This is a genomic window from Paenibacillus amylolyticus, from assembly GCF_050990605.1.
GTDB classification, from domain to species: Bacteria; Bacillota; Bacilli; order Paenibacillales; family Paenibacillaceae; genus Paenibacillus; species Paenibacillus amylolyticus_H.
Genome location: NZ_CP158832.1, coordinates 2,324,814 through 2,337,584, shown reverse-complemented (window position 1 = coordinate 2,337,584; position 12,771 = coordinate 2,324,814). Strand labels below are relative to the sequence as shown.

The window sequence follows — 12,771 nt, the reverse complement described above, 5'->3', positions numbered from 1 at the left end:
TTCGTCGCGTTATGCTGATCCCAAGTTACCTGAAAGCGGAATGGTTGAACCTGGCATATTAGCAGGATTGAGATAGGCTTCAAGTGGACAATCCAGCAAACGTACAATAACAGCTTCATTGTCATTTACAGGTCTCACCTGCATTAATAAACCATTCATCTTGATCTCCCTTGTATCTTCGCCCTCTTTCCACATTCCCGACCAGAGTTGTTCCGGGGGCATCACTGTATATAACGTCATTGGGTATAACCTCCCGCTTGTAGGGTCTGTCTCTTGTCTCCTATGAGCTGATTTAACTGGGCAATGGCTTGTCCAATACCGCCTACCGCATCCATCAATCCATATTTAACGGCATCTGCGCTTCCTACAGCTGTACCGATGTCCCGATTCAACTCACCAGTCTTAAACATCAGTTCTTTGAACATCTCTTCAGAGATATTCGAATGAGAAGTCACGAACCGAACAACCCGCTCCTGCATTTTCTCCATATATTCAAACGTTTGAGGTACACCAATGACAAGGCCATTCATCCGAATCGGATGGATCGTCATCGTTGCACTTCCGGCAATCAGGGAATACGTTGAAGCTACAGCAATCGGTACTCCAATGCTATGCCCGCCTCCAATGACCACAGTAACCGTAGGTTTGCTCAGAGAAGCGATCATCTCTGCAATGGCCAGACCGGCCTCCACATCTCCACCTACCGTGTTCAAAATGATCAGAATACCTTCAATACGCTGATTTTGTTCTGCGGCCACCAGCTGTGGAATGATATGCTCATACTTTGTTGTTTTATTTTGTGGCGGCAAAATCAAATGCCCTTCGACCTGTCCAATAATGGTCATACAGAAAATATTCGATTCACCTGCAGGCGACTGTGTCTGCCCAAATTGCTGAACAGTCTCTGTCACGGGAGAGATGGCCTTGTCCTCCTGAATCGGAATCTCCGGCGCTTCAACTTCCGGTTGATTGGATCTTGACGCCTGTTTGCCATTCATACGTTCATTCATTTCAATAATCCCCTTCTCCAGAAACATTTAATGTATTTCCTTAGTATGGGGATTTTTCCAACCGCCTTATACCCGCTACATCAAATTGCTTCACATATTGATCCTATTGCAGATCTTCCTGAAAACGCAAAAAAAGCCCCTTCTCTACGAGGAACCGTCCAATATTACTCGTAGAGAAGGGGCGACTGTGTGCCTGAATATATGTTTTTGTTTAGCCTATTTTAAACTTCCATAATGATTGGCAAAATCATCGGTCTACGACGAGTTTGCTCATACAGGAAGCGTCCCAGTGCATCTTTAACATTCGTTTTGAGTGAAGCCCACTCGTTAACGTTCTCACTCATCAACTTCTGCAATGTGCTGCTAACGATCCGGTTGGCCTCATCCAGTAGTCCTTCCGATTCACGTACATACACAAATCCGCGAGAGATGATGTCAGGACCGGAAACAATTTTTCCATCCTGTTTGCTCAGTGTTACCACAACAACAAGGATACCATCTTGTGACAACAATTTGCGGTCACGAAGTACAATGTTACCCACATCGCCTACACCCAAGCCGTCGATCAACACATTACCTGCAGTAACTTTACCTGCTCTGCGTGCTGCTCCACCTTGAATTTCAATCACTTCACCGATATCCGTGATGTAAATGTTCTCAGGTTCCACCCCTACAGATTCAGCAAGAACTGCGTGGCGACGCTGCATACGGAATTCACCGTGAATTGGCAAGAAGAATTTCGGTTTCATCAGGTTGAGCATCAGTTTCAGCTCTTCCTGGCTACCGTGACCAGATACATGGACACCACTGTTAGCACCGCTGTAATGCACGTTAGCACCCAGACGGAACAGTTCATCAATCGTACGGCCTACATATTTTTCATTACCTGGAACTGGTGTTGCTGCGATAATGACAGTATCACCTGGCAGGATGTCCACTTTACGGTGTGTGGAACGAGCCATACGTGTCAGTGCTGACATTGGCTCTCCTTGACTTCCTGTGCAGAGAATCACGACACGATCAGCTGCCATCTTGCCTACTTCTTCAGGTTCAATGATCATGCCATCCGGAATCTCAAGATAACCCAGTTCTGAAGCAATACCCACCACATTCACCATGCTGCGTCCGATAACTGCAACTTTACGTCCAGTCACTTCTGCTGCATTGATCACTTGTTGGATACGGTGTACGTTGGAAGCAAATGTAGCTACAACAACACGTTGACTCGCTTTACGGAAGATATCTTCCAGAACGATACCGACATTTTTTTCCGAAGGTGTGAATCCAGGTTTCTCAGCGTTCGTACTGTCAGACAACAGCGCTAGCACGCCATTTGTTCCGATCTGTGCCATACGCTGAAGATCTGCATATTGACCATTGACTGGAGTATGGTCGAATTTGAAGTCACCTGTGTGAACAACTGCACCTTCCGGTGTTTCTACACATACACCAACAGAATCCGGAATACTATGGTTAGTAGCGAAGAACGATGCTTTCAATGCAGTTCCAAGTTGAATCTCGGAATCCGCATCAATCAGAATACGTTTTGTTTCACCCAGCAAGTTCGCTTCTTTCAACTTGTTTTCTACAAGTCCAAGCGTCAGTCTTGTTCCGTATACAGGAACATTCAGATGTTTGAGAACGTATGGAAGACCACCAATGTGATCCTCATGTCCGTGAGTAAGGATGATTCCTCTTACTTTGTCACGGTTCTCAGTCAGGTAAGAAATGTCAGGGATGACAATATCAATACCAAGCATATCTTCTTCCGGGAATTTAAGACCAGCATCTACGACTACAATGTCGTTGGCGTATTGGATGACGTACATATTTTTACCAATCTCGCCTACGCCGCCCAAAGCAAAAATCATCAGTTTATCGTTATTATTTTTCTTAGACAAATGAATCTAAACCTCCTATGGTAGTTGGACGTCGTACCTTATTATTTATTGTAAGTTAAGAAAAGTAGTCCATACATCACATACCCATCTATCGGGATGAATGCAAAAGAACACCTTTATTCACGATATTTGGAAGAAGTTCTTCGAAGTTATTCCCTTTTGACCAACAAGTTGGATTTGAAATTTCCTCTTAGCCGTTCCTTCCTTTTTCACCGCAAAGCTACACCACAAAACGATGTGGCTTTCAATTTCAAAAAAATACCGCACCCAGTCACTTGACATCATTATACATGATTAAAAACAAAAAAAACAAGTCACTCTCTCGTTAACCTGTAGGTTTCCCCTTAGCAGTGAAAAAGAAACCTCACATTACTCGTAAAAAAAAGAACCGCAGCCTCTACAAAGAGGAGCGGTTCTTTTACTGATCTGAAGGATGTTCCCATAGTTAATAAAATAGTCCATATACAACCAAAATGATTACAAATTAAGCAATTTTTTGATATAAACTTGTTCCTCTTCCGTTGGCGGAATAAGAGGCAACCGTACGGAGCCCACGGCTAGACCACGCAATGTCAGCGCATATTTCACCGCTACCGGGTTCGGCAGAGGCTGAGGACACTCAAACAGCCCTTTAAACACTGGGAACAGCTGCTGATGAATCTGAGCAGCCTGAAGAGGCGCTCCGCCATAGAAGGCGTCAATCATTTTCTTCATTTCTGCGCCTACGACATGACTGGCCACGCTGACAATTCCATGTGCTCCAACCGCAATCGCTGGTAAGCCTGAAGCATCATCTCCGGAATAAACTCTGAAATCTTCTGGAGCACTTGCTGCAATCAGCGTAACCTGCTCCATAGACGCACATTCCTTCGTAGCGACGATGTTAGGAATCTGTGCAAGACGAAGCGTTGTGGCTGCAGACAGGCTGGTTACTGTACGCCCAGGCACGTTGTAGAGCATAACTGGCAGCTTGGTTGAGTTTGCAATTGCTTCAAAATGCTTGAACAAACCTTCTTGACTCGGTTTGTTGTAATACGGAACAACCAACAATATGCCATCCACTCCGGCACGTTCAGCTTCCTGTGTCAAATGGATGGAATGTGCCGTGTTATTGCTTCCCGTTCCAGCTATAATTTTGCACCGACCGGCAGCATGTTTCACTGCAAATTCGAATAATTGAACTTTCTCAGTATCACTAAGTGTTGGAGACTCCCCTGTTGTTCCAGAAACTACAAGCGTCTCCGACTTTTGATCTACAATCAGATAGTCGATTAGACGTGCCGTTTCCTCCCAATGAATCTCTCCTTGTTCATTGAACGGAGTGACCATTGCTGTAATCAATCTTCCAAAGTCCAATTCGATTCCTCCTTCAAAACAGGTTTGGCTCCTCTAACTTCATTTATTTATAAATGAAGTTCGAATGAGGCGTGAAGTGCCCTCAAGGCCTGAACCATATCTTCTTTTTTTACGAGCACCCAGATCGTTGTATTCGAATCTGCCGATTGCAGGATCTGAATGTCTGCGAGTGTCAAGGACTCAACGATACGAGCCATAATTCCAGGTACACCATTTATACCTCCGCCAATGACGGACACTTTGGCACAACCGGACAGGCTTTGTGGCTTGAGACCTATCTCCTGTAATACATGTATGGCTTTCTCGGAATCACTGTCAAAAACAGTATAGACAACTCCCGAGGGGGTAACATTAATAAAATCAACGCTGATCGAATTTTCAGCCATGGTTTTGAATACTTTTAGTTGCAATCGATCTGCACCACCAGGCACATCCACCGTAATTTGCGTTACATTGCTTACGTAGGCGATGCCTGTTACATAACGGTCAACTATGCCTGTCTGCACATCCTGGAATCCTTCCGGATGCGTAACCAGCGTTCCTTCCGTGTCTGCAAAAGTAGATCTTACCCGCACTGGAATCTGGGATTGCATCGCAATCTCAACCGCACGTGGATGGATTACCTTGGCCCCGTGGTGGGCCATGTTACAGATCTCTGCATAACTCACAACAGTCAGTGGGCGTGCATCCTCAACAATTCGCGGATCAGCGGTGAGTATCCCGTTCACATCTGTGTAGATATCCACCATTTCGGCACGTAATGCTGCACCGAGAGCTGTTGCAGAGGTATCGCTTCCCCCACGACCCAGTGTCGTGAAGTCTCCGTTCTCCGTCTGCCCCTGGAATCCGGTTACAATAACGACACGGCCAAGCTGAAGCTGCTCCAACACACGAACAGGACGGACATCCAATATCCGGGCATTCCCGAAATTGTCGTCCGTCACAAAGCCTGCTTGTGCACCGGTCAGCACTGTAGTTGGAATGCCTTCATGTTCGAGTAAACTGCTCAACGTTGTCGCAGATATGATTTCACCACAGCACAGCAGTAAATCCTTTTCACGTGCGGATAGTGCGTTTCCGTTCTGTGCAGCCCAGTCCAGCAACGTATCAGTCGCATATGGCTCGCCGCGGCGCCCCATCGCAGACACAACGATGACCAGACTCAATCCTGCTTCAAGTTCACGTTTAACGTGACGGAGCACATGCTCTCTCGCCTGAACAGTGGAGAGGGACGTGCCTCCGAACTTCTGTACCATGATACGCATCTTTATTCCTCCATTTGTGTACGCAAGAAGACTGGACACGGGTCAAATCAACAAATGGATCACTCTAGGGAGCGTTCTGATGCGATAATTTCAGCATTTTATACGGCATTCCATGCCGCTCCTTTTTTTGTAATTGTCTGGGACAATCGCAAATTAAAGGCCGCGGATGTTATCGAGGTCATGACGCATACATTCACAATAGACCTCTCCCGCTTGCTTAAGCTGTACTGCCCGCAAGCAGGAATGCCTTATATACAGGAACGTGGACATAGTAGCTGTTCAATCCAGCATATCGTCCCCCATGATTTTCTTTGTCTCTCGAACCCTTCATTTCTCCAAGCGCATAAACGTTGTCACCGAATCATTGTTCCATCAAGCCTGTGAAGAACGCTCCACAATCATCGGCTGCAACTGTTTGCCCTCAAGAGCACTCCAGCAAGCCTCTGGAATCAATTCCATTTTGGCGACTAACGAGTTTGGTTTTTTCATTGGATCGTCCTGCCCAAATGGCACAAAATACAAGTATTTTGCCACGAGCAATTTGGCGATATTTGCAGCATTCAATCCCAGACCGTCATTCGTGGAAATCGCGAGCACAAGCGGACGCTGATTGCGCATCTGCGCTTTGGCTGCCATTAGCACTGGACTGTCGGTCATCGCATTAGCCAGCTTGCTTGTTGTATTCCCTGTGCATGGAGCAATAACCAGCACATCAAGCAGCTTGGAAGGCCCTAATGGCTCCGCTTCAACAATTGTAGAAATGATATCATTACCTGTTATATCTTTCAACTGTTTTTGCCAATTTTGCGCCGTACCGAAGCGTGTATCCGTCGTCAGAACCGAATTCGAAATAATCGGAATAACGTTCGCACCTTCAGCTACGAAGCGGCTAATTACCGGCATAACCTCTTCAAACGTACAATGAGAACCCGTAATTGCATAACCTACCGTTTTTCCCTGCCAGTTCATGATTTAACCTCCCGTGCGTTCTGTTCTTCCAAAAGCAAACGGATCAACGCGTCGGCAATAATGCCGCCAGCCGTTTTGGGAGCAACAATGCCGGGGAGGCCAGGCGCAAGTAGCGCTTTGATACCGCGTTTGTCAGCATACCTGAAATCACAGCCGCCAGGAGCGGATGCGAGGTCGATAATGACAGCCTTTTGCGGCATTCTGGACAGGATTTGTGCTGTGATTATCATAGTCGGTATCGTATTAAAAAGCAAGTCAACTTCCCCGGTTTGAGCGGCCAAATCCGTTGTCATGAAAGGCTTCCAGCCCATTATTGTAGCGCGGGCAGCATCCTCTTCCCGCCTGATTCCCACCCGTACATTTGCTCCAAGTCCCTGCAATGTTTTGGCCATTGTGAATCCTGTTCGACCAATGCCAAGCACAATGCATTCCGAACCATGGATTGTGAAGTCCGTCTCCCGAATAGCTATGGCGATGGCTCCCTCAGCTGTTGGAATAGAGTTGTAAAGTGCAATATCATCACGATCAAGTACTTCAACAAGTCGCAGCCCATTTTCAAGACAAAGTTCGCGCAAGAACGGTTTAGCCATACCTGTGAACACAATACAATGCTCCGGTAATGCTGCAATATGTTCCTTTTTCAAATAGATCGGCGTATCACTGAATGAAGTGCTTACTTTTCCCTGATCATCGCAACCGACGACAGGCAGTACCAGTACATCTGCGGAAGCAAACACTTCGTCCTCCAGTTCCTGGTGCTCGATCCCTGGAATGGAACGCTCTATTTTATCGAAACCCACCACACTTACCGTTGCGTCCAGCTCAGCGCACTTTTGAATGACTTCAAGCTGCCGCGCATCTCCGCCCAGGACTACAATCCGGACTCCGGTCAGCATCGGGACGTCACTCCTTTCACCACATGTATGCCTTATCGTATGCAGGGGCCCACATGGGGGTGAAAACAATAATTCCATTCCACCGTCCGTTTCTCAAATGTAAAAAAGAGCCGCCCCTGTCAGGGACGACTCTAAATAATGGGATTATTAACCTGCTTATTTCCCGGTATGACCGAATCCGCCTTCGCCACGTACCGTTTCCGAAAGTTCATTCACTTCAGTCAATTCAACCGCAGGCACGGTCTGGAAGACGATCTGTGCGATGCGCTCTCCCCGTACAATCGTGAACGGTTCCTGACCCAGATTAATCAACAGCACTTTAACTTCTCCGCGATAGTCCGCATCAATGGTACCCGGTGTGTTGAGGCAGGTAATTCCATGTTTGAAAGCCAGTCCGCTCCGTGGACGGATCTGTGCTTCCAATCCAGCAGGCATTGCCATCGCAAGTCCGGTTGGAATCAGCGTACGCTGACCCGGCTGCAATACAACATCTTCCTGAAGTGCGGCTACTACATCAAAGCCGGATGCCAGCTCCGACATTTTTTGAGGCAGTTTAATATCTTCATTGCCCGGCAGTTTCTGTATTTGAACGTAATGCAACAAAATCATCCCTTCTCAATCCAGCGATCGTCTTATCTGAAGCGCCAACCATGGCAAGTGCAAAAGGCTCAGCAAACATCAGATCAAGTACCGCGTTAATATCGTCCATGGTAACTTGCTCAATTTTGGTGATCATCTCATCCAGCGTATGGTGTCTGCCCAGCATGAGCTCGTTTTTGCCCAGACGGTTCATGCGGCTACCTGTGCTTTCCAAGCTTAGAATCAAGCTGCCCTTCAGCTGTTCTTTACCTTTACGAAGTTCATCTTCGGACAAGCCGTTTACAGCCAAGTCGCACAGTACCTCTTTGGTCAGATCGAGCACTTCTTTGGTCTGTTTCGGTGCTGTACCCGCATATATCGTGAAAAGTCCGCTGTCCGCATGAGAGCTATGATAGGAATACACGGAATACGCAAGCCCCCGTTTCTCACGAATTTCCTGGAACAGTCTGGAGCTCATGCCTCCACCAATGGCGTTATTCAGAACAACCATAGCGAATTGCAGCGGATCTCCGATTTTACAGCCCGGGAACGAGATACAGATATGATTTTGTTCCGTTTTCTTTTTGTGAAAGAGTTGTCCGCTTTGGAAGGCTGGCATCGTGACTGCTTCCGTTACTCCATTTACATCAAAAGCACCAAAATGCTTCTCCATCAGATCGATTACACTGTCATCAATATTACCTGCGATACTAATAACCGTGTTCTCAATCGTATAGTGCTCCTTCATATATGCACGCAGATGGCTGGAATCCATCGCTTTGAGACGTTCTTCCGTACCCAGAATAGGGTATGCGAGCGGATGCTCACCATAGGCGGCCAAGGCCATCAGATCATGAACCATATCATCAGGTGTATCTTCATACATCGAAATCTCTTCCAGAATAACGTTTTTCTCCTTGATCAGTTCACCATCATCCATCTTGGAGCGGAAAAACATATCAGACAACACATCAACCGCAATCGGCAAATGTTCATCCAACACTTTAGCATAATAACATGTGTATTCTTTGGAAGTGAATGCATTCACGTTACCGCCAATCGCATCGAACTGCTCCGCAATCGCCTTGGCATCATAACGATCTGTCCCCTTGAACAGCATGTGTTCAATAAAATGTGATACTCCGTTACTTGCAGGTTGCTCATTGCGCGAACCTGTCTTGACCCATATTCCGAAAGACACAGAACGGCAGGTCGGTATCTGTTCCATGACAACTCTGAGGCCATTGCCCAGCTGAATTTTTTTCATGGTTGGCCCTCCTACATCTCTATAATTGCCTTGATCTCAACCTTGAATTGAAATCGACATTTGGTTCCAACTTTTTGATATTAACAAAAAAACAACGTTCACTCAACCGCAGCGGTATTTACACGTTCCGAAGACAACGTCTCACTTACCGTTCCGAGCACGAGACCTTTGGCCCGAATGGATTGAATCATACCCTTTAAAGCTCCCGAAGAAGCAGCGGTAGGGTGCATTAGAATTAGCGTGCCTGCCTCTGTATTTTTCGCTATTTTGGCAACAACGGCATCCGAGCTTGGCTTACGCCAATCCACAGTATCTACTGTCCATAACACGGTTTGCAATCCCATGGAAGAAGCAATGTCAACAGTCTTCTGATTAAAGTCACCCGAAGGCGGAGCGAACCAGCGATTCTCTACCCCCAGTGTTTTATGGAGCAGATCCTGGGTTTTGCTAATTTCCAGCTTGGCCCGTTCCGCGCTCAATCGACTCATATTAGGGTGAGAATATGCATGATTGGACATCTCATGTCCACGCTTCTGAATTTCTTTGGCCAGTTCAACGTTTTTGCTTAGCCAACTTCCATCCAGAAAAAAAGTAGTCTTCACTTTCTCGGCATCCAGCGTATCCAGCATCGGTTTAATGTATTCGTTCCCCCAGGCTACATTAATCATAAAAGAAACCATCGGTTTGTTCGCATTCCCCCGATAGATCGGATGTGCACCCAAATCTTTAAGCTGGATCTCCGGCTCAATCTGACGGTAGACATACGCTATTTTGGTATTAAACGTTCCACTCAGCGCCTTACGGTATGTCGCTTCCACATCAATCTCCATGCCATTATAACCAGGAATCGCTTTCCATACCCGATCCACTCTGGCATTCACCGGAGCAATTTTCGTTTCAGCCGCTTTATCCCGAATCGCAGACAACAGCGCATCTTCTCCATTTGCCTCTTTAAACATGTCAAAAGCATTTTGCGTACCTGGCCCATCACGGATCTCCGTAATGTATGTACGTACACTGCCAACTTGTCCGATCAATATGACCGCAGTCACACCCGCCAGAACAGCCGCCAGCTTTTTGGATTGGTTTCTCACAGCTCCATCCTCCCGCCGTCTTTGTCCCCATCATATGAGGACAAGGGCAAAAATATGAATGATAAGCTATGGTTTCATCCTTGCTTTACATATTTAAACGTTAAAAAAAGAGCCAGAAATTCACATTCTGTCTCTTCATTCAATCTATCCATTTATAACGTGTAGCTTCGTATCCTAGGATTGAGCCGGAGCTTCAGCAGTCAAAACTGCTTTACGGGACAAGTTGATTCGACCTTGTGGGTCAATTTCCGTTACTTTTACCGTAATGGAATCACCGATCGCTACAACATCTTCCACTTTGGCAACACGTTCAGTTGACAGTTGCGAGATGTGTACCAGACCTTCTTTGTTCGGAAGTACTTCAACAAATGCACCGAATTTCTCTACGCGTTTTACTTTGCCAACATAAATCTCGCCGACCAATACTTCACGCACAATACCTTCGATGATCGCTTTGGCCTTATCATTCATCTCCTGGTTGGAAGAAGCGATAAAGACACGTCCATCCTGTTCAATATCAATTTTAACACCGGTTTCTTCGATGATTTTATTGATAATTTTACCACCTGCACCGATCACATCACGGATTTTGTCCGGATTGATATACATCGTTGTAATTTTAGGTGCATATTGTGATAACTGCTCACGTGGCGTATTCATCACTTCAGTCATTTTGCTCAAGATATGCAAACGACCTTCTTTGGCTTGAGCCAATGCTTCAGACAAAATTTGACGATCGATACCATCAATTTTGATGTCCATTTGAATCGCGGTTACACCTTCAGGTGTTCCGGCTACTTTGAAGTCCATGTCACCGAGGTGATCTTCCATACCTTGAATATCACTCAGAATGGATACATGATCTCCATCTTTGATCAGACCCATAGCTACACCCGCAACTGGAGCTTTGATTGGTACACCTGCATCCATCATCGCCAGTGTGCTGGCACAGATACTTGCCTGGGAAGTTGAACCGTTGGATTCCAGAACTTCAGATACCAGACGAATTGTGTATGGGAAGTCTGTTTCGGAAGGGATGACTTTGGAAAGCGCACGCTCACCCAGAGCACCATGTCCGATTTCGCGACGGCCTGGAGCACGTAATGGACGAGCTTCACCTACGCTGAATGGTGGGAAATTATAGTGATGCATGAAACGTTTCGTTTCTTCAAGGCTGATTCCGTCCAAAATCTGAACATCGCCCAGTGCACCAAGGGTACAGATGCTAAGTGCTTGCGTTTGACCACGTGTGAACAAACCTGAACCGTGCGTACGTGGCAGCAGGGAAGTATCACATTCAATTGGACGAATCTCAGCAAGTCCACGTCCATCTGGACGAACTTTATCATGCGTGATCAGACGGCGCACTTCTTCTTTAACGATATCGTGCAGGACTTCCTTCACGTCTTTAAGCAATTCTGGACTTTCAATATATTTCTCTTCGAAGTGAGCAACCGTTTCGTCATTCACTAGATCGATTGCATCTTGACGAGCATGCTTCTCGGCAATTTTAACGGCTTCAATCAGACGAGCACTAGCGAATTCACGCACACTGCTGTTGACTTCAGCATTAACGGCATGCAACTTAACAGCCATTTTCTCTTTACCAGCAACTTGCACGAGTTGTTCGATTACCGCAACAATGTTTTTGATCTCGTCATGTCCGAACATGATTGCTTCAAGCATTACCTCTTCCGGTAATTCGTTAGCTTCAGCTTCAACCATCATGATGGCATCCTTAGTTCCTGCAACCACCAGCTCAAGTTCACTGACTTCAAGCTGTGCAATCGTTGGGTTAATGATGAACTCGCCATCAATACGTCCAACTTTCACGCCACCAATAGGTCCGCTGAATGGAACATCCGAAATGCTCAGTGCTGCTGATGTACCGATCATTGCAGCGATTTGCGGTTCGCAGTCTTGGTCCACACTCATAACAATGTTCAGAACTTGTACATCATTCCGGAAGCCTTCCGGGAACAATGGACGAATTGGACGGTCTGTCAGACGGCTGGAAAGAATTGCTTTCTCACTCGGTCTGCCTTCACGTTTAATAAATCCACCCGGAATTTTACCTACAGCATACAATCTTTCTTCATAGTTCACCGTTAATGGGAAAAAGTCCAAATCTTTCGGCTCACTTGATGCTGTCACGGTACACAATACCACGGTATCCCCGTATGTTACCTTAACCGCAGCATTAGCCTGCTTGGCCAAACGCCCGGTTTCAAACGTAAGCTTTCTTCCGCCAAGCTGCATTTCAACACGCTGTTCCATGAAATTCCTCCTTTTATTCGTCCTAACTCAATGGATTCTGCATATTCACAGTATTTCCTGCTTGTCCTGCATTCATTAGCTATGTAAGATCCTGCAACATGCTAATCTGCACAACAAAAGCTCCTCACGGAGCCCCATCTACAAATATATGGCAACA

At 46.3% G+C, this 12,771-nt stretch carries 11 protein-coding genes; all 11 read right to left on the bottom strand.

Annotated elements, in window-relative coordinates; translation table 11 throughout:
- Nucleotides 1–9: 9 nt before the first annotated feature.
- The 11 genes from ABTV53_RS10735 to pnp all read right to left on the bottom strand — a co-directional run bounded on the left by ABTV53_RS10735 (nt 10) and on the right by pnp (nt 12,614).
- Entirely contained in the window at nt 10–240 is a 231-nt protein-coding gene (locus ABTV53_RS10735) for a YlzJ-like family protein (RefSeq protein ID WP_036609282.1), read from the bottom strand.
- Nucleotides 237–1,010, bottom strand: coding sequence for a ClpP family protease (locus ABTV53_RS10730; RefSeq protein WP_433752828.1), 774 nt, complete (start codon nt 1,008–1,010; stop codon nt 237–239). Before ABTV53_RS10730 ends, ABTV53_RS10735 begins: the two co-directional genes overlap by 4 nt.
- Before the next feature lie 221 nt (nt 1,011–1,231).
- On the bottom strand, nt 1,232–2,911 hold the full coding sequence (locus tag ABTV53_RS10725) for a ribonuclease J (protein WP_433752826.1): 1,680 nt from the start codon (nt 2,909–2,911) through the stop codon (nt 1,232–1,234).
- 477 nt (nt 2,912–3,388) lie between these two features.
- Complete coding sequence (gene dapA / locus ABTV53_RS10720; RefSeq protein ID WP_433752824.1) at nt 3,389–4,267, bottom strand: 4-hydroxy-tetrahydrodipicolinate synthase; 879 nt, start codon at nt 4,265–4,267, stop codon at nt 3,389–3,391.
- 47 nt (nt 4,268–4,314) lie between these two features.
- The gene (gene dapG / locus ABTV53_RS10715) at nt 4,315–5,532 is read right to left on the bottom strand and encodes an aspartate kinase (protein ID WP_062833837.1); all 1,218 of its coding nucleotides are present in this window, start codon (nt 5,530–5,532) and stop codon (nt 4,315–4,317) included.
- 372 nt (nt 5,533–5,904) lie between these two features.
- Nucleotides 5,905–6,501 (bottom strand): dipicolinate synthase subunit B, encoded by a 597-nt coding sequence (locus tag ABTV53_RS10710; protein ID WP_076208872.1) that lies wholly within the window; start codon nt 6,499–6,501, stop codon nt 5,905–5,907.
- A complete protein-coding gene (gene dpsA, locus ABTV53_RS10705) occupies nt 6,498–7,397 on the bottom strand; it encodes a dipicolinate synthase subunit DpsA (RefSeq protein WP_076208873.1) in 900 nt (299 codons plus the stop codon). The genes ABTV53_RS10710 and dpsA overlap by 4 nt, the downstream gene beginning before the upstream one ends.
- A 156-nt stretch (nt 7,398–7,553) precedes the next feature.
- Nucleotides 7,554–8,000, bottom strand: coding sequence for a dUTP diphosphatase (gene dut / locus ABTV53_RS10700; RefSeq protein ID WP_017689132.1), 447 nt, complete (start codon nt 7,998–8,000; stop codon nt 7,554–7,556).
- Entirely contained in the window at nt 7,960–9,243 is a 1,284-nt protein-coding gene (locus ABTV53_RS10695) for a M16 family metallopeptidase (protein WP_433752821.1), read from the bottom strand. The genes dut and ABTV53_RS10695 overlap by 41 nt, the downstream gene beginning before the upstream one ends.
- Nucleotides 9,244–9,341: 98 nt before the next feature.
- Entirely contained in the window at nt 9,342–10,337 is a 996-nt protein-coding gene (locus ABTV53_RS10690; RefSeq protein WP_433752820.1) for a polysaccharide deacetylase family protein, read from the bottom strand.
- A gap of 174 nt (nt 10,338–10,511) precedes the next feature.
- On the bottom strand, nt 10,512–12,614 hold the full coding sequence (pnp, locus tag ABTV53_RS10685) for a polyribonucleotide nucleotidyltransferase (RefSeq protein WP_433752818.1): 2,103 nt from the start codon (nt 12,612–12,614) through the stop codon (nt 10,512–10,514).
- Nucleotides 12,615–12,771: the final 157 nt, after the last annotated feature.

Coding starts and splice junctions, on each gene's coding strand:
- ABTV53_RS10710 (WP_076208872.1), bottom strand. CDS start 6,501: ATGAACTGGCAGGGAAAAACGGTAGGTTATGCAATTACGGGTTCTCAT.
- dapG (WP_062833837.1), bottom strand. CDS start 5,532: ATGCGTATCATGGTACAGAAGTTCGGAGGCACGTCCCTCTCCACTGTT.
- ABTV53_RS10735 (WP_036609282.1), bottom strand. CDS start 240: ATGACGTTATATACAGTGATGCCCCCGGAACAACTCTGGTCGGGAATG.
- ABTV53_RS10730 (WP_433752828.1), bottom strand. CDS start 1,010: ATGAATGAACGTATGAATGGCAAACAGGCGTCAAGATCCAATCAACCG.
- dpsA (WP_076208873.1), bottom strand. CDS start 7,397: ATGCTGACCGGAGTCCGGATTGTAGTCCTGGGCGGAGATGCGCGGCAG.
- ABTV53_RS10695 (WP_433752821.1), bottom strand. CDS start 9,243: ATGAAAAAAATTCAGCTGGGCAATGGCCTCAGAGTTGTCATGGAACAG.
- pnp (WP_433752818.1), bottom strand. CDS start 12,614: ATGGAACAGCGTGTTGAAATGCAGCTTGGCGGAAGAAAGCTTACGTTT.